Origin of the sequence: Paenibacillus zeirhizosphaerae (genome assembly GCF_030705605.1) — a bacterium.
Lineage (GTDB): Bacteria > Bacillota > Bacilli > Paenibacillales > Paenibacillaceae > Paenibacillus > Paenibacillus zeirhizosphaerae.
On the sequence record NZ_JAPCKK010000017.1, the window covers coordinates 38,166 to 53,145 of the forward strand.

Annotated in this window: 19 protein-coding genes and 3 pseudogenes; 14 read left to right on the forward strand and 8 right to left on the reverse strand. The window is 50.5% G+C overall.

The annotated features are described in order from the left end of the window. Positions 1-48: 48 nt before the first annotated feature. Both OIN60_RS14510 and OIN60_RS14515 read right to left on the reverse strand, forming a co-directional pair. Complete coding sequence (locus OIN60_RS14510; RefSeq protein WP_305755719.1) at positions 49-408, reverse strand: ArsR/SmtB family transcription factor; 360 nt, start codon at positions 406-408, stop codon at positions 49-51. A gap of 116 nt (positions 409-524) precedes the next feature. Further along, positions 525-740, reverse strand: a complete 216-nt coding sequence (locus OIN60_RS14515; protein ID WP_305755598.1) for a hypothetical protein — start codon at positions 738-740, stop codon at positions 525-527. A gap of 161 nt (positions 741-901) precedes the next feature. On the opposite strand from OIN60_RS14515, the gene OIN60_RS14520 reads away from it, so the two are divergent. Further along, positions 902-1,432, forward strand: a complete 531-nt coding sequence (locus OIN60_RS14520; RefSeq protein WP_305755599.1) for a DinB family protein — start codon at positions 902-904, stop codon at positions 1,430-1,432. 166 nt (positions 1,433-1,598) lie between these two features. Here OIN60_RS14520 and OIN60_RS14525 read toward each other — a convergent pair whose 3' ends face one another. Further along, positions 1,599-2,801 carry an MFS transporter gene (locus OIN60_RS14525; protein ID WP_305755600.1) on the reverse strand — a complete coding sequence of 401 codons (1,203 nt, stop codon included), beginning with the start codon at positions 2,799-2,801 and terminating at the stop codon, positions 1,599-1,601. 243 nt (positions 2,802-3,044) lie between these two features. Next, a complete protein-coding gene (locus tag OIN60_RS14530) occupies positions 3,045-3,374 on the reverse strand; it encodes a winged helix-turn-helix transcriptional regulator (protein WP_305755601.1) in 330 nt (109 codons plus the stop codon). Between the two features lie 212 nt (positions 3,375-3,586). Between OIN60_RS14530 and OIN60_RS14535 the strand changes: the two genes are divergently transcribed. The 4 genes from OIN60_RS14535 (at position 3,587) to OIN60_RS14550 (ending at position 6,305) form a co-directional block, all read left to right on the forward strand. Further along, positions 3,587-4,276, forward strand: a complete 690-nt coding sequence (locus OIN60_RS14535; RefSeq protein WP_305755602.1) for a response regulator — start codon at positions 3,587-3,589, stop codon at positions 4,274-4,276. Further along, a complete protein-coding gene (locus OIN60_RS14540; RefSeq protein WP_305755603.1) occupies positions 4,276-5,346 on the forward strand; it encodes a sensor histidine kinase in 1,071 nt (356 codons plus the stop codon). Before OIN60_RS14535 ends, OIN60_RS14540 begins: the two co-directional genes overlap by 1 nt. Positions 5,347-5,501: 155 nt before the next feature. Continuing rightward, positions 5,502-5,750 (forward strand): hypothetical protein, encoded by a 249-nt coding sequence (locus OIN60_RS14545; RefSeq protein ID WP_305755604.1) that lies wholly within the window; start codon positions 5,502-5,504, stop codon positions 5,748-5,750. 147 nt (positions 5,751-5,897) lie between these two features. Next, positions 5,898-6,305 (forward strand): GNAT family N-acetyltransferase, encoded by a 408-nt coding sequence (locus tag OIN60_RS14550; protein ID WP_305755605.1) that lies wholly within the window; start codon positions 5,898-5,900, stop codon positions 6,303-6,305. A 309-nt stretch (positions 6,306-6,614) separates the two neighbouring features. Here OIN60_RS14550 and OIN60_RS14555 read toward each other — a convergent pair whose 3' ends face one another. The 3 genes from OIN60_RS14555 to OIN60_RS14560 form a co-directional block, all read right to left on the reverse strand. Continuing rightward, positions 6,615-6,761, reverse strand: coding sequence for a hypothetical protein (locus OIN60_RS14555; protein ID WP_305755606.1), 147 nt, complete (start codon positions 6,759-6,761; stop codon positions 6,615-6,617). A gap of 607 nt (positions 6,762-7,368) precedes the next feature. Continuing rightward, complete coding sequence (locus tag OIN60_RS22655; RefSeq protein WP_370872498.1) at positions 7,369-7,491, reverse strand: putative holin-like toxin; 123 nt, start codon at positions 7,489-7,491, stop codon at positions 7,369-7,371. Between the two features lie 89 nt (positions 7,492-7,580). Next, positions 7,581-7,868 (reverse strand): DUF6809 family protein, encoded by a 288-nt coding sequence (locus OIN60_RS14560; RefSeq protein WP_305755607.1) that lies wholly within the window; start codon positions 7,866-7,868, stop codon positions 7,581-7,583. Between the two features lie 154 nt (positions 7,869-8,022). Between OIN60_RS14560 and OIN60_RS14565 the strand changes: the two genes are divergently transcribed. Next, entirely contained in the window at positions 8,023-8,259 is a 237-nt protein-coding gene (locus tag OIN60_RS14565; protein ID WP_305755608.1) for a helix-turn-helix domain-containing protein, read from the forward strand. Beyond that, a complete protein-coding gene (locus OIN60_RS14570; protein ID WP_305755609.1) occupies positions 8,256-9,425 on the forward strand; it encodes an alanyl-tRNA editing protein in 1,170 nt (389 codons plus the stop codon). The genes OIN60_RS14565 and OIN60_RS14570 overlap by 4 nt, the downstream gene beginning before the upstream one ends. A gap of 32 nt (positions 9,426-9,457) precedes the next feature. Here OIN60_RS14570 and OIN60_RS14575 read toward each other — a convergent pair. After that, a pseudogene (locus OIN60_RS14575) lies at positions 9,458-9,721 on the reverse strand (MFS transporter); the annotation flags it as partial. 85 nt (positions 9,722-9,806) lie between these two features. Between OIN60_RS14575 and OIN60_RS14580 the strand changes: the two are divergent. From OIN60_RS14580 to ggt, 7 genes and pseudogenes are all read left to right on the forward strand, one after another. After that, positions 9,807-10,664 carry an alpha/beta hydrolase gene (locus tag OIN60_RS14580; protein WP_305755610.1) on the forward strand — a complete coding sequence of 286 codons (858 nt, stop codon included), beginning with the start codon at positions 9,807-9,809 and terminating at the stop codon, positions 10,662-10,664. Between the two features lie 70 nt (positions 10,665-10,734). Next, the gene (locus tag OIN60_RS14585; protein ID WP_305755611.1) at positions 10,735-11,055 is read left to right on the forward strand and encodes a recombinase family protein; all 321 of its coding nucleotides are present in this window, start codon (positions 10,735-10,737) and stop codon (positions 11,053-11,055) included. Between the two features lie 52 nt (positions 11,056-11,107). Beyond that, a pseudogene (locus tag OIN60_RS14590) lies at positions 11,108-11,306 on the forward strand (AAA family ATPase); the annotation flags it as partial. Then, positions 11,303-11,726: pseudogene (locus tag OIN60_RS14595) on the forward strand (VOC family protein). The pseudogenes OIN60_RS14590 and OIN60_RS14595, both read left to right, overlap by 4 nt. Positions 11,727-11,885: 159 nt before the next feature. After that, positions 11,886-12,050 (forward strand): hypothetical protein, encoded by a 165-nt coding sequence (locus OIN60_RS14600; RefSeq protein ID WP_305755612.1) that lies wholly within the window; start codon positions 11,886-11,888, stop codon positions 12,048-12,050. Next, positions 12,047-13,222, forward strand: coding sequence for an amidase (locus OIN60_RS14605; RefSeq protein ID WP_305755613.1), 1,176 nt, complete (start codon positions 12,047-12,049; stop codon positions 13,220-13,222). Before OIN60_RS14600 ends, OIN60_RS14605 begins: the two co-directional genes overlap by 4 nt. Before the next feature lie 78 nt (positions 13,223-13,300). After that, positions 13,301-14,881 (forward strand): gamma-glutamyltransferase, encoded by a 1,581-nt coding sequence (ggt, locus tag OIN60_RS14610; RefSeq protein ID WP_305755614.1) that lies wholly within the window; start codon positions 13,301-13,303, stop codon positions 14,879-14,881. Positions 14,882-14,980: the final 99 nt, after the last annotated feature.

Consider the following 14,980-nt stretch of genomic DNA (forward strand, 5'->3'; position numbering starts at 1 on the left):
AGCGTCAATCCAGACCAACGTGTGCCGGATGATGCTGTGTTTGTTTCATTATTGATGGGTAATGTGTTGATGGGTTTGCAGGAAAATTTGCTCAACATGTGTATCGTCAAGCGAGTAGAAGACCGTTTTCCCCACTTTCCGGCGTTTGACGATGCGCAAATTGCGCAAATAGCGAAGCTGATGGGAGACGGCAGATTGCCCCATATCCAGCAGCACACACAGATCATGCACACATAATTCCCGCTCAATCAGGGCGTAGATCAATCTGATCCGGGTCGGATCCCCCAGGGCTTTGAAGATTTCAGCCATATCGGCAGCCGTTTGTGAATCGACCAGTTTATTTTTTATGGAATCAAGTACTTCCTTGGGTTGATGGCAGTCGGTGTTCCAATCTTCCTCATTTTTCATTACGGGTTCCACTATCATTCACCTTCCTCAAGTTCAGCCGATACTATTCATTATACCGAAAAGGCGTAGGATTTACGAATAAAATAAGAACTTGAACAGGAAGAAGGCAATTCTGATTATTTATTCTTTTTGGCCCATACCGAGAAACCGATTCGGGCGCCTACAATAACCAAGATCAGGATAATGCCGATGATCAAGCCGATATAAGTTCTTTCGGGTTCGTTATAAACATAATTCACGGGCTGTTCAGTGGTGCTGTTCGTTTCGCCTGTTCCGGTCTCCTGTTGAGTTTCTGTTGGAACTACGTTTTCTTCACCGCTAGCGGATTTCATCGTATTCCCCTTTCTGCACTTATAGCTTGTCCATCTACATATTCTTCAGACTCTTCTATTGTAGTTGATCTCTGCATGTGAAGACAATTTCCGATGACTTCTAATTCAGAGGGAAAAGCATACCGTATATCGAATGTATAAGGAAAAAGGAGTGTGGTAGTGTGAGCAAAAAATCATTGCAGATAGCGGCTCTTCCTGGGTATGAGCCTGAGATTGGGCGTTGGCTTTGGTGCCTGGGGGACGTGCGCAGAACCATTTTGGAGAAGCTGAACGGCCTGGAGCCTGACCTGCTGGATCAAAAAGTGGAAGGAAAGCACAGCATCGGTTCGCTGCTGTATCATATTGCGCTGATTGAGGCGGATTGGCTGTATGTTGAGGTCCTCGAAACAGACTTTGAGCCGGAAATCCGCTCGCTGTTTCCGCAGGATGACAGGTCGGAAGACGGGGCATTGGTTCATGTGGCAGGTCAAACGCTGGAGCAGCACCTGCACCGTCTGCAAGCGGTCCGCGACAGACTGCTCTTTCATTTTAAAGGCATGGACCTTACGGATTGGAGAACGCCAAGGCAGCTTGAGGCCTATGACGTGACTCCTGAATGGGTTATCTATCATTTGGTCGAGCATGAGGCCCATCACAGAGGACAAATTTTCGAGCTTTTACGGAATTTGCGGGAGCAGCGGGAAAAGGCCTGATCCATAACAAAAAAACAAGGGACTGCTTCTCTCTGTTGGAAAGAAGCAGTCTTTGCCCTGCATGATCAACGAGGAAATGAACGAAGTCATTGAGATGCTGAAGAAGACCAGCGGGTAGAACGCATGGAACGGTCGGGACTGCCATTCCATGCGTTGAATACGGGGATTAAGCAGCTTCCGCAGCAGCGGGGGCATCTTTTCTTGCGAGCAGCAGGCTCCAGCCTGTCAAAATGACAGCACCCACCACCATCAATCCGCCGATCCAGGACGTGTGAATCATTCCGGCTCTGTCTACAATCAAACCTCCCAGGTATGCGCCAAGGGCGATGCCACCGTTAAATGCGGCGATATTCAATGCAGAGGCGACATCCACAGCCTGCGGGACATAACGCTGGGCAAGGTTAACTACATACACCTGCAGTCCGGATACATTCATAAAGGCGAACAGACCCATCAAAATAATCGTAGTCAGACCGGCAGCTTTATAGGGAGCCGTGAAGGCCAGAATAAACAGGATGACCGCCTGAACCATAAACATATACAACAGCGCCGAAAGCGGCTTGCGGTTGGCGACCTTGCCGCCGATGATATTGCCGATGGCGATCGCGATTCCGTAAAGAAGCAGAATGAAAGCTACCGTTGATTCCCCAAAGCCGGTGACTTCGTGCAGCAGCGGAGACAGATAGGTAAAGACGACAAAGGTGCCTCCGTAACCAAGAGCCGTAATCAGAAAAGCAAGCAGAAGCCGTCCGTTGGTGACGAGCTTGATCTGATCGCGCAGCGGGGTTTTGACCCCTTTCCGGAGATTGCCGGGAACAAGGATTAGGTTGGCGATCAGGGCAATCATACCGATCACTGCGATGGTTACAAAGGCTGCACGCCAGCCCAACTGCTGTCCTATAAATGTGCCTAACGGCACGCCGGTAATCGTGGCAACGGTCAAGCCGGAGAACATGATGGCGATGGCGCTAGCGCGTCTGTTAGGCGATACAAGATCAGCCGCAATGGTCGAGCCGATGGACATAAATACACCGTGCGAGAAAGCGGAAATGACCCGTGCAGTCAGCAGCAGCGCGATTCCGCCGGAGAAGGCCGCAAGCGTATTGCCGACGATGAACACGATCATAATCCAGAGCAGCAGTGTTTTTCTGGGAACACCTGATGTTAATGAAGTTAAAACGGGGGCGCCAAAAGTAACACCCAAAGCGTATAATGTGACCGTTAATCCGGTCATCGTAACGGATATATTCAAGTCCTCAGCGATCAGCGGAAGAAGTCCTACACTGATGAACTCGGTTGTTCCAATCGCAAAGGCACTTATGGCCAAAGCCAGCAGCGACAACGTACTGCGTTTAGGGTCTAACGACATTTAAGCTCCACTCCTATTGTTGTTTCTATTTCGTATAATACCGGCCGGTAAATGTTATTATGGATTCCTCATGCGGAAAAGAACAGTACGTACTTCGAGGTACTATAGGTACTTTCAAGTGCCTATGAAAATGAATGGAGCAAAGGAGGCGGGGGCGTGCCAATGGCAAAAAAGAGCCGGATTCCTGAGTATACAGGATTCCGGCTCTCTAATGGCCAACCAGTTACATTTAAGGCACAAGCATTAATGCTGCATTTTTATTTCAGCTTCCTGCTGTATATGTTTTTCCCCCCAGGCACACATGGCGTCCAGCACAGGCTTCAGGGACCAGCCGTAATCGGTCAGAGAATACACCACCTTAGGCGGGACTTGCTCAAAAATTTGCCGTTTCACAAGCCCGACCTCCTCCAGCTCCCGCAGTTGCTGTGTAAGCATTTTCTGGGTAATAGCGGGCATGAGCCTTTTCAATTCACTTGTCCGCTTGTCACCTTTATCCAAATGACATAAAATGACCGCTTTCCATTTGCCTCCCATAACCTCCAGGGTTGCTTCCACGGGGATATTGTAAGCCATGTTCTTACCTCCTAAAACATCTATGATCAATTGGAGATCTACATATCCATTAGGGTACTACAAGCTATAATAACACCTTGATCATAAAAGTAAACAGCGGATGAAAGGGCGATCCTCATAACAAAGGGAATAAGACCGACACGTTGCGGAAGCCTGCTTCAGATGATGAATGGTATAATCAGATATAACTTAGCCGTACGGAGGGACATGCCTTGAAAACCGTTTTGGTGGTAGATGATGAACAGAAAATCCGCGAGGTGCTCCTTTCGTATTTGCGCAAGGAACATTTTCGTGTACTGGAAAGCGCGAGCGGGGAGGAGGCGTTAGCTGTTCTGCGCAGCCAGCGGATTGACCTGCTGATATTGGATCTGATGCTGCCTGGCATGGATGGGGAGACGGTGTGCCGGGAGGTGCGCAAATTCAATCCGGTGCCGATTCTTATGCTGACAGCCAAGGTAGCCCAGGCGGACCGGATCAGCGGTTTATCCATTGGGGCTGATGATTACATGATCAAGCCGTTTGACCCCAATGAGGTGGTTGCGAGGGTGAAGGCGATTTTGCGCCGGAGCGATGATTCACAGTTGCTGGCGGACGTCATCTCTTTTAATAACGGACATCTCAGAATCGATTCACTAAAAAGTCAGGTGTACCGCTATACGGAGCCGATCAGTCTTACACCAAGCGAGTATAAGCTGCTGCTTCTGCTCGCCAAATATCCGCAGCGTCGTTTCCCGCGGGAAGAATTGGTCGACAGGGTGATGGGCTACGGATTTGACGGTGATATGCGCATTATCGATCAGCATGTCAAAAATGTACGGCAAAAGATTGAAGCCGATCCCCGCAATCCGCGTTATATCGTTACGTTGTACGGCTTCGGTTACCGGTTTGGCGGTGAGGCCTGATGTTTAACCGGGTATATGTCCGGCTGGCGGTGACGATCGTTGGTATGGCCGCAGGCATATTGATTATTTTTACCCTCATTAGTATGGCTGCCGCCCATTATCACATCTCGATGTATATGGAACAGGTCTCCCTGGCAAGCAAAAGGCTGTCTCCATTAATGGATCATCTGGAGAGCGCCCTGATTCAGTCGATACTGCTGACAGGTTTGTTTTCACTGCTGCTGGCCCTGATTATCGGCGTTTATTTTGCCAAACGCATCTCTCGGCCGCTGGTCCGTATGAAACAGGCTGCCGAATGGATTAGCCGGGGCAACCTGGACGTTAGAGTCGGTACGGAAGGCAAGGATGAAATCGCAGAGCTTGGCGCATCCTTGAACCAGCTGTCCGAACAACTGCAGCGGCAGCAGTCGCTGCGTATGTCCATGTCCCAGGATATCGCCCATGAGCTGCGCACTCCGCTCACCACGCTGAAAAGTCATATGAGAGCTTTGGAGGATGGAATCTGGGAGCCGACACCCGATCGGATTCATTCTTGCCTGGAGGAGGTGGAGCGCCTGATCCAACTGGTAAGCGAGCTGGAGGAGCTGAACGTGATGGATTCGCCGGAATTCCAGCTATCATGCAAAGAAGAGCCCCTGCGCACGATTGTCGTGAAGGCTGCGGGACTGATGGAAGCCGCCTTCATGGAGAAGCAGGTACAGCTTCAATACGAGGACGTATCAGAGATCAAGCTGCTGATGGATGTGGACCGGATGAAGCAGATTCTCGTGAATCTGCTGACGAACGCCCTTCATCATACGCCCGCCGGGGGCACTGTCAGCATCCGGGAGCGCAGGGAAAAAGGAGCGGTGTGCCTTGTGATCAGCGATACGGGACCAGGGATTTCAGCGAAGGATTTGCCGTATATATTTGAACGATTTTATCGTGGTGATAAGTCCAGAACCCGGCAAACCGGCGGTAGCGGCATGGGACTGGCGATTGTGAAAAAGCTGGTGGAGGCTCACGGTGGCGAGGTCTGGGCACAGAGCGATCACGAGGGGGCCCGCTTTTATATCCGACTGCCCAAGTGATATCTTCAAAAAATCTTCAGAGGTGCTGTATATACCATGGATGTTTTTCTCTAATCTACCGTACAAATGAAGTAGCGTATACTAAAAAAGAACTGTGTGTTTGTAATTGCCTAATGGTAATATAAAGACGCCAATAAACGCAGGAGGGGATACCGATGAAATGGCAGCAAGTCAGAGAATTGTTTCCCGATCAGTTCGTGTTGCTTTCCATACTCGATTACGTTGAGGAAGAAGACAGAAAAATTGTAACGGAAGTTGCGCCAATTCGAGCTATTCCTGAGCAGGATGCTAATAGAGAGTTTTTCAGCGCAAAACCGGGCAACATTGTATATCACACCTCCAATGAGGAGTGTGTGATTCGTTTGCGTAAAGATCCGATGCTGAGAGTGAGACGCGGATCATGAAAATAATTTATAATGGGCAGCTTCTAACAACGACAATAACCTTATGTTATCGTGGAAAAACACTACAAATAGACGATATTGTTATTGATACAGGTAGAGAAGGCTTTAAAATGAAGCAACAGGAACTTCGAAGGGTGGGGAAAATTGTTGGATATTCGTTGTATCGATAAGGAAAGTGCCTGGCGAATTAGGCATGAGGTCATGTGGCCTGACAGGGAACTTGAATATGTTCAACTGAAGGATGACGATAGGGGCCGTCATTATGGACTTTTTGCCGGGGAGCGGCTGGTGTCGGTCGTATCTTTGTTTATGGATCAGGACGAAGCCCAATTCCGTAAATTTGCCACACTGGAGGAAGAGCAGGGCAAGGGTTACGGTAGTAGGCTGCTGCGGTATGTGATGGAAGAAGCGCAGCAAGCGGGAGTAAAACGGATCTGGTGCAACGCCCGCTGGGAGAAGACTTTCTTTTACCGCAAGTTCGGATTGCTGGAAACGGATCGTGCGTTTGTAAAGGGCGGCAAGGAGTACGTCATTATGGAGTGCAATATGAAATGAGGGAAGCACTCTAAGTTTCTAAGTTGTCATTTCAATCGCCCCTGTAGATAAAGAAAAAACACAGGTTTTTTATACTAATTTTTTTTTGGGGAATTGGTGTTTTGTGAAGAAATATATGTACTTTATTCGTCATCGTAGTACTTGTTGATCCTCACTGGGATCGAGTGCAGGTAATAAGTTTGAAAGCTTTATGTGTCTAAGAGTATAATAGCCAATTAATTCGTTGTTGTCGTATACTAAAGTAGTACTCGAAATTTTTTGAAATGTGGCAGATCTTCTATGGATATAATTTTGTGAATTAAATTGTGATCATTCTTTAGACAATCGCTCATAATACTCCTTAACTTTTTTTGCAGCATATTTTTTCATGAATTCTTCATTCTTCTTTTTTTTGGCTAAAAAGCGTTCTGCGTCTTTTCCTTGTAGAGTTGGCCTTTCACGTAAACTTACAGCCATACGTTTGCCTCCTTTACTGTTCTTGTCCAAGCAAATCACCTCCACACATATATGGTAAAAGTATATGTAACGGAGGTGGCTTCAATACTTTAATGTTACTTGTTAATGGCTATTATATAATCATCTGATACTTTTTAAGTTCAATATAAATGTACCACGCTGTTACGTGTCATGACTAGCCATCGCTAACAATTAAGTGCTATAAGGAGCCGAAAACGACAACAAATTTTAGGTTATTGAAAAGTTGTAGGAATGTACAATTTTTAAGTATGTGTATTTTGTAGTTCGCTAAAGAGCTGTAAAGCGTCTTTGAACCTTGTATGTAGATACTGCTTTCTATGATGGATTGAAGAGAAATTTGAGCGGCCTCGTACAGAAATATCGTATGTTGAAGTTGATCGGGCAGAGCTTCTCTGAAGCAATTTGAAAGCGGAACTATGGCTTAATTTTATCTTACATCTGTGGTATACTCGATTCAGAAACAGCTTATACTGCAAAGAGAGCCGTGCGCTAACACGACTCTCCGCGCAATAGCCGCTTTTAAGGGCGGTGGGCTTCACAGACTAGGACACGACAAATAGACCGTATACCTTTGTGGGAGGGCGGTCTATTTGCGTTTATTGGACAGTAGCGCCACGATGAGCGAACCAAAGGTAAGCATGAGCATCATTGCTTCAAAAACTATCACAGGGCATCCCTCCCTTCTATGGAGAGGTAGCCGACCGGCCATTTAAGCCTATTCTATTGCTGCTGCGATTATATCATAACCTTCTTTGACATGGATAGATTGAACTATAGTGGTTTAGAGTTTTACATTCTTCAAATATGTGTATTTTGTAGTTCGCTAAAGAGCTGCAAAGCGTCTTTGAAACCTTGTATGTAGATACTGCTTTCTAAGATGGATTGAAGTGAAATTTGAGCGTCCTCGTACAGAAATATTGTATGTTGAAGTTGATCGGGCAGAGCTTCGCGAAGTGATTTGAAATGCTCATTTGTCTCAAAAAGTAGTTGCTTATAATCTGTGTGGTTTTTCAGAAGATCGCTGTACAGTAATTCTAAACGTATTCGTATAAGTGGTTCTGCTAATGTTTCCAATGCATTGACCATAGCCGTTCCTCTTTTGTAGTAACTCTATAGAGTTACTATGTGCTTCCGTAGGTTTATTATACAGCAAATTGGTAACTTTGTATAGTTATTTATTAGTTTTTTATTGATATATAGTAGTTTTGAAAGATAACATAGGATCAATGGAGGGGAAATAATGTCGGTAATTAAATGTAATATTAGAGTACTTATGGCGAAACATCGGATAGATGATATAAAAGAGTTAATGCAGAAATCGGGTCTGAGTCGAAATTCAATCAATAAGCTGTACAGGGAAACGAACATCGAAACGGTAAAACTGGAAACCCTGTTTAAGCTATGTGATACCTTCAATTGTGAATTATCTGATTTAATTGAATATGTGCCGGAACAGGCGGGAAAGGAAAGCATATGACCAAAAAGCTGTATTACAACTCCGCATACATAACGGAATGGAAGACCGGGATCACACAGGAGCTTGAACGAGACGGGCGGAAGCTGGTCGTACTGGAAGAGACGGCGTTTTATCCGGCCGGAGGGGGACAACCCTGCGACACTGGAACGGTGAACGGTATCCCTGTGCTGGATGTGTTCAGTGAGGGAGACACGATATTCCATGAAGTTGAACGTATGCCGGAAGAGATGAACGCCGTGTGCAAGCTGGACTGGAGCCGCAGATGGGACCATATGCAGCAGCACAGCGGCCAACATTTGCTGTCGGCAGTTATTCTGAGCAGCCTGGGCGCCAGAACGCTGAGCTTTCATCTTGGGCAGGAAGACTGCACCATCGACATTGAACTGCCGGAGCTGAACCGGGCGCAAATGGAGGCGGTTGAACAGGAAGTCAACGCAGAAATTTACCGGAACCGCGACATCCGCAGCTACTTTGTGACCGAAGAACAATTAAAGAACATTACACTGGTGAAACAGCCGAAGGTAACGGAAAATATCCGCATCGTTGAAATTGAAGGCATCGAATATAACGCCTGCGGCGGCACGCATGTAGCCCGGACCGGTGAGCTGGGACTGGTCAAGCTGCTTAAGACGGACAAGCAGAAGGGCAATGTCCGAATTTATTTCAAGTGCGGAGCCCGCGCGCTTCAGGATTACAACGAAAGCCTGCGTATCCTCGAAGTTGTGGCCGGGAAATTCAACACAGGTCGTCATGATATTGTGGACAGATTTGAAAAGTGGGAGCAGGAGCAGACCCGGCTGAAGACCCGTGTTGATGAGCTGCAGCAGAAACTCGATGAGTATGAGATGAAAGAGCTGCTTGCAGCAGCAGAGGAACCTGTCCTGGTCCATGTATTTGCGGACAAGCCTGCAAAGGAGCTGCAACCTTTTGCCGCCAAGCTGACCAGTGGCCGGGACCTGCTGGTGCTGCTGGCCTCCCGAGCAGAAAATAAGATCCTGCTGGCTCATAACGGGACGAGGGACTTTTCCTGCGGGGGCTTTTTCAAGCAGCATCTGGGCAGCTTCGGCGGCAAAGGCGGGGGCAATAACCAATCAGCACAGGCCGGGTTTGCGTCCACGGAGGATATGCTGCGTTTTATCGATTTCGCGCGCAAGGAGCTTACCTAATCACGTTGCTGCGGACGCTCCACATACATTCCCTGTCGATGGTGTTCCACAGGAACCAGGTCAGCAACCATGGCAGCGCTTGCGGGTCGATAGATGGCTCCACCCAGCCCAATGTCAATAAATGCGGCATAATCTATCCAGCGGGAGGACGACATCGCAAAGCATGCAAACATCACCATTTGCAGTGCCGCCCTCAGCAGCATGATCGGACGCCATCCAAACCGGTCTGCCAACGCGCCTCCGAGCAATCCGCCGATTATACTGAAAATTAAGAAAATTGAATATAGTCCGGTGACGTCGCATTCGCGGGCGTCTTTTTTAGTATGTTAGTATGTATGTTAATATAAAAATGAAAGCGAATACAGGAAGGGGCAAATCGTTATGATCACAGAACAAATCAAGCTGAGTGAAGAAAATGAAGGCGTTTATATGCAGGCTTACATCCTGCATAATTCCAGGCAGTTCGGCACGGACCGGCTGCGCCCTGCTGTGATTGTCTGTCCCGGCGGCGGGTACCAGCATACCTCTGACCGTGAGGCCGAGCCTGTCGCTCTGCGTTTTCTCGCTCAGGGATTCCATGTATTTGTGCTGCGCTACTCGGTTGGGCCGTCCGCACTGTTTCCGCAGCCTTTTCTGGATACGGCACGGGCCATAGCCATGGTGCGGGACCGGGCAGGGGAATGGCTGGTGGACCCAGAGCAGATTGCGGTATGCGGTTTTTCGGCTGGCGGTCATGTGGCAGCGGCTTCCGGTGTTTTCTGGAGCAAGCCCTTCATTTATGAAACACTGCAGGAAGAGCCGATGAAGCTGAAGCCGAATGCGCTGATCCTTGCTTATCCGGTCATTCACTTTAACGATTGGCCGCGCAGCGCAGTCTTTACTGAGGATAAGGGCTTAAGCGAAGCGGAGCGGGCATTCACGAATATTTTCGGCACACCGCATCCTGGGAAGGAGCTGAGAGAGCAGTACGGGCTTCATTTGCATGTGAATGCGTCAGTACCTCCGTCCTTTTTGTGGCACACGGCAGATGATTCGGTAGTGAGTGTTCGCAATTCGCTGGATTTTGCCGCAGCGCTGACGGAGCATCAGGTTCCTTATGAGCTGCACGTCTTTCCGCAAGGTGTACACGGCCTGTCCTTGGCCGATCAGACGACGGCGACCCACCCTGAACAGGTGAATGAACGCTGTCAGATTTGGATCAACCTTGCGACAGCCTGGCTTAAGGGCCTATACTCCTGATGCATGTTCGTCCTTATACCGCATAGAGTAGTAATAAAATATGCTGCTGATCCGGTTGAAGGAGGGAATTATGAAGGTTTTAATTTTAGTAAGAGATGAGCAAAGGGCAGTGGACGGCGAGGTATCTGAAGAGGCACGGTGTTTATCCTACGCTGAAACCCAGCAATGGATTCCAGTCGGTGTGCATGAGCTGAACCAGGAAGACGGAACGTGGGAGCCGCTGGGCAGGCAGCTTGCGGAAACGGGAGCTGCTGCCCTGTTAACGGCTGATCTTTCACGGGTGACGGACAATATGCAGGAATTTATCCGCTTTCTTAAAATCCTGAACCGGCATCATGCCAAGCTGTATACAGTGAAGGATGGAGAGGTAGTTGATTTTTCTGTCGTTTAATCTTCCGCCTGTAGCCATGAACTAGCCGGACAAGCTCAGGTGAATGGGATAGGCGCGCCTGCATCCACTTATTATTTCGACACATTCACCGATTCTCATGGCTTATCCGGGGGGCATGTATCTATAACCTGCTTCCAGACGGCATCGAGATCAGGACACTGGAGGAAACGGATCATTATGTGATTATGAAGGAATTTGTCAATCATAAGGATAAAATGATCAGAGAGCTTTTTGAGGGGGATTTCATATGAAGCCAAGTATTTCTGTAATTACACTTGCAGTAGATGATCTGGAGCGGGCTGTAGCTTTTTACCGTGATGGTTTGGGACTTCCGACCAAGGGCATTATCGGACAGGAGTTTGAGCATGGGGCTGTTGCTTTTTTTGATTTGCAGGCAGGGCTGAGGCTGGCTGTCTGGCCGCGCAAGTCTCTCGTGCATGACGTCGGGATTCCGCTGCAGGCGGCCAGCCCCGGTGAATTTACAATCGGGCATAATGTCGGCAGTAAAGAAGAAGTGGATCAGGTCATGGAAGAAGTGAAGAAAGCAGGAGCGGGTGATCAAGGTCCCGGCGCATGATGCCTTCTGGGGAGGGTATTCGGGTTATTTTCAGGACCCGGACGGTCATTTATGGGAAGTTGTCTGGAACCCGGAATGGGAGTTCGCGGAATAAGTCGAACATTCGGAAAGCAAACTGTTTTGAAAAATCTGTTTTCAAACCAACCCCAAGCCCCATCATTAGATTAAAAACCAAAATTGTGTGAGTTATATTTACACTTAAATATTTTGGTTTTATGATGGGTCACAACTTCAAGGAGAAGAGGGGAACCAGATGCAGCTTACCCAAAATCAACGGGAAACGGCCCAAAAAGACAGCCGCTCTATGCTTGTTATCGATGATGTCGGCAAAATCTATCCCAATGACACCGTAGCCGTGCAGCATGCGGATCTGCATGGGGCGGGAAGGGTGAGCAGAAGGGATGGGATGATGGGATGAAAGACCAATGGAACGCCGTTGTCAACCAGGTGACGGTTGAACCAACAGGCCAGGGAACACTGGGCGGACTTAGCTTTATGGTCAAGGACGTGTTCGCTGTCCGTGATTATACGAACGGCGCGGGCAATCCGCGCTGGCTGGAGACGCACGGTCCCGCGGCGGAGCACGCGGAAGTGGTCAGCCTGCTGCTGCAGCAGGGAGCGCGGCTAACGGGCATGACACATACGGATGAGCTGATGTTTAGCCTGAATGGTGAAAATGTCCATTACGGACCGCCGGTGAATCCGAAAGCCCCGGACCGCATCCCTGGCGGTTCATCCAACGGATCGGCGGTAGCCGTCGCCGCAGGGCTCGCCGACTTTGCCCTTGGAACGGATACGGGAGGGTCGGTACGTGTGCCGTCCTCGTACTGCGGAGTGTATGGGATGCGTCCGACCCATGGCATCGTCTCCGAGAAAGGGGTCATCCCGCTCGCCCGCAGCTTCGACACAGTCGGCTGGATGGCCCGTGATCCCGAGACGCTGCGCCGGGTAGGCGAAGTGCTTCTGCCGGAGTCTGTATCGGCTTCCGGCTTCAGCAGGGTGCTGATCGGCGAGGATGCCTGGGAGCTTGCTGATGCTGAAAGCAAAGAGGCGCTCGCCTCTTACCTGGAGCTGCTGCGCGGCTCGGCCGCGAGCCATGAAGCGGTTCGCATTGCCCCACAGGGGCTGCCTGAATGGATGACTATGTTCAGGACCATTCAGGGCTACGAAATATGGCAGGAGCATGGGGCCTGGATTGAACGTGAGCGGCCGATTTTCGGACCGGACATAGCCGGACGCTTCTCTTGGGCAAGCACCCTTGAACGTGCCGATCAAGAGAAGGAAGCGGAGCGCCGTCTTGAGGTACGCAAGCACATGGCAGGCCTGCTCGGAACGGATTCGGTGCTTGTGATCCCGACGACTACCGGGGCAGCGCCGAAGCTGGGGTTAAGCGGGCCGCTGATTGAAGAACGAAGAGTGCAAACCATGCGTTTGACCTGCATTGCCGGCTTGTCGGGGCTGCCGCAGCTTACGATCCCTGCCGCCGTGGCAGGGGGCTGTCCTGTTGGTATATCCCTCATCGCTGGACCGGGGCAGGACCGGCGCCTGCTGGAATGGGCCGCATCTCTTGTCCCGGCAGTAAAAGGATAAGCGCCTGATTTGGTCATACGCTGGGTAGCAAATAAGAATTACCGTCAGTTGAACATGGGAGAGAAGGAGGGTGTCATCATGGTTGCACCGGTCACAGGCACACAGACGATGGTGGTCAGTCCTCATTATTTGGCCAGCACTGCCGGATCGCGTATTTTGCAGCAGGGAGGCAATGCTTTTGACGCTGCCGTGGCGGTCAGCGCTTGTCTGGCTGTCGTCTATCCCCATATGACGGGGCTGGGCGGCGATTCCTTCTGGCTGACTTACAGCAATCAGGAGGGAAAAGTCAGGGCCTATAACGCGAGCGGCCGTTCAGGCAGCAGGGTTACAGCCGCCTGCTTTGCCGGTGAATCCGCCATCCCGCAGCGGGGGCCGCGCAGCGCCATTACTGTGCCGGGCATGGTGGACGGCTGGGACGCCGTTCTGCGGGAATACGGGTCGATGACGCTGGCGGAGGTGCTGGAGCCTGCGATCCGTTATGCGCTGGAGGGCTTTCCGTTGTCACCCGACCAGCACGTCAATACGGCTGAGCGCTTCGATGTACTCGCAGCTTATCCTGAGACGGCTGCTATCTATCTGCCCGGGGGAAGGGTGCCGGAGCAGGGCAGTCGCTTTGTGCAGACCGCTTTGGGACGCAGCCTGCAGCAGATCGCGGACCATGGACGGGACGAATTTTATACGGGCAGCGTGGGCCAGGAGATTGTGCGTTCGCTTAGGGAGCAGGGAGGTCTGCTGACACTGGAGGATTTTGCGCGTCATCACGGGGAATGGGCGGAGCCGGTCAAAGGCAGCTATCGTGGTCTCGACCTGTACCAGGTCCCGCCGAACTCGCAGGGCTTTACGGGCATTATGGCGCTTCATATTCTGGAGCAGTTCGATTTGGGCAGTGTAGAACACGGCTCTTATGAGTATTATCACCTGCTGGTTGAGGCGCTGAAGCTGAGCTTCCGCGACCGCAGCCGTTATTTGACGGACCCTCGCTTTTCCTCCATTCCACTGGAGAGGCTGCTGTCCAAGCCCTACGCCGCGGAGTTGGCGGCCTGCATCGATATGGAGCGCGCCTTGCCGATGGATACCCAGCCGGTAGGACATGATACGGCGTATGCGGCGGTGGTGGATGGAGCGGGCAATGCCGTCTCCTTTATCCAAAGCCTCTATTTTGAGTTCGGCTCGGCTGTGGTTGGGGGAGACACTGGTATTTTACTGCAGAACCGGGGCTCATTCTTTTCCCTTGATCCGTCTCATGTGAACAGGCTTGAACCGGACAAAAGAACCTTCCACACCCTGATGCCGGCGATGGCTTGCCGTAATGGGAAGCCATATATTTTGTACGGTACCCAGGGAGGGGAAGGCCAGCCGCAGACGCAGACTGCGCTGCTGACCCGCATGGTGGATTATGGCATGGACCCGCAGACTGCTGTGCATGAACCGCGCTGGGTGTGGGGAAGAACGTGGGGAGAGGCAACGCAAGAATTGAGAGTGGAAGGCCGGATCGCGGCAGAAGTGCAGCAGCGTTTGCGGCTGGCCGGACACGCGGTGCACACGGTTGAGGATTTTGCCGGGGTCATGGGGCATGCGCATGCCATTATGATCGATGACAATGGCTTCAGGCTCGGCGGCACGGACCCCCGCTGTGATGGCGCGGCCATCGGCTGGTAAATCAGAATCGGGGCGTAGCCTTAGCAGTCACATATAGAAACGGAAATGCCCTGATCGGGAAGGATAGCTCTTCCTTTCGGGATCAGGGCGTTTTTCTAC

Bases quoted from the DNA above. Each gene is read 5' to 3' on its own strand.
- OIN60_RS14525 (WP_305755600.1), bottom strand. From the start codon at position 2,801: ATGTCGTTAGACCCTAAACGCAGTACGTTGTCGCTGCTGGCTTTGGCC.
- OIN60_RS14515 (WP_305755598.1), bottom strand. From the start codon at position 740: ATGAAATCCGCTAGCGGTGAAGAAAACGTAGTTCCAACAGAAACTCAA.
- OIN60_RS14585 (WP_305755611.1), top strand. From the start codon at position 10,735: ATGAAGGTTTTAATTTTAGTAAGAGATGAGCAAAGGGCAGTGGACGGC.
- OIN60_RS14530 (WP_305755601.1), bottom strand. From the start codon at position 3,374: ATGGCTTACAATATCCCCGTGGAAGCAACCCTGGAGGTTATGGGAGGC.
- OIN60_RS14510 (WP_305755719.1), bottom strand. From the start codon at position 408: ATGAAAAATGAGGAAGATTGGAACACCGACTGCCATCAACCCAAGGAA.
- OIN60_RS14605 (WP_305755613.1), top strand. From the start codon at position 12,047: ATGAAAGACCAATGGAACGCCGTTGTCAACCAGGTGACGGTTGAACCA.
- OIN60_RS14600 (WP_305755612.1), top strand. From the start codon at position 11,886: ATGCAGCTTACCCAAAATCAACGGGAAACGGCCCAAAAAGACAGCCGC.
- ggt (WP_305755614.1), top strand. From the start codon at position 13,301: ATGGTTGCACCGGTCACAGGCACACAGACGATGGTGGTCAGTCCTCAT.
- OIN60_RS22655 (WP_370872498.1), bottom strand. From the start codon at position 7,491: ATGGCCGGTCGGCTACCTCTCCATAGAAGGGAGGGATGCCCTGTGATA.
- OIN60_RS14555 (WP_305755606.1), bottom strand. From the start codon at position 6,761: ATGGCTGTAAGTTTACGTGAAAGGCCAACTCTACAAGGAAAAGACGCA.
- OIN60_RS14570 (WP_305755609.1), top strand. From the start codon at position 8,256: ATGACCAAAAAGCTGTATTACAACTCCGCATACATAACGGAATGGAAG.
- OIN60_RS14545 (WP_305755604.1), top strand. From the start codon at position 5,502: ATGAAATGGCAGCAAGTCAGAGAATTGTTTCCCGATCAGTTCGTGTTG.
- OIN60_RS14580 (WP_305755610.1), top strand. From the start codon at position 9,807: ATGATCACAGAACAAATCAAGCTGAGTGAAGAAAATGAAGGCGTTTAT.
- OIN60_RS14540 (WP_305755603.1), top strand. From the start codon at position 4,276: ATGTTTAACCGGGTATATGTCCGGCTGGCGGTGACGATCGTTGGTATG.
- OIN60_RS14565 (WP_305755608.1), top strand. From the start codon at position 8,023: ATGTCGGTAATTAAATGTAATATTAGAGTACTTATGGCGAAACATCGG.
- OIN60_RS14560 (WP_305755607.1), bottom strand. From the start codon at position 7,868: ATGGTCAATGCATTGGAAACATTAGCAGAACCACTTATACGAATACGT.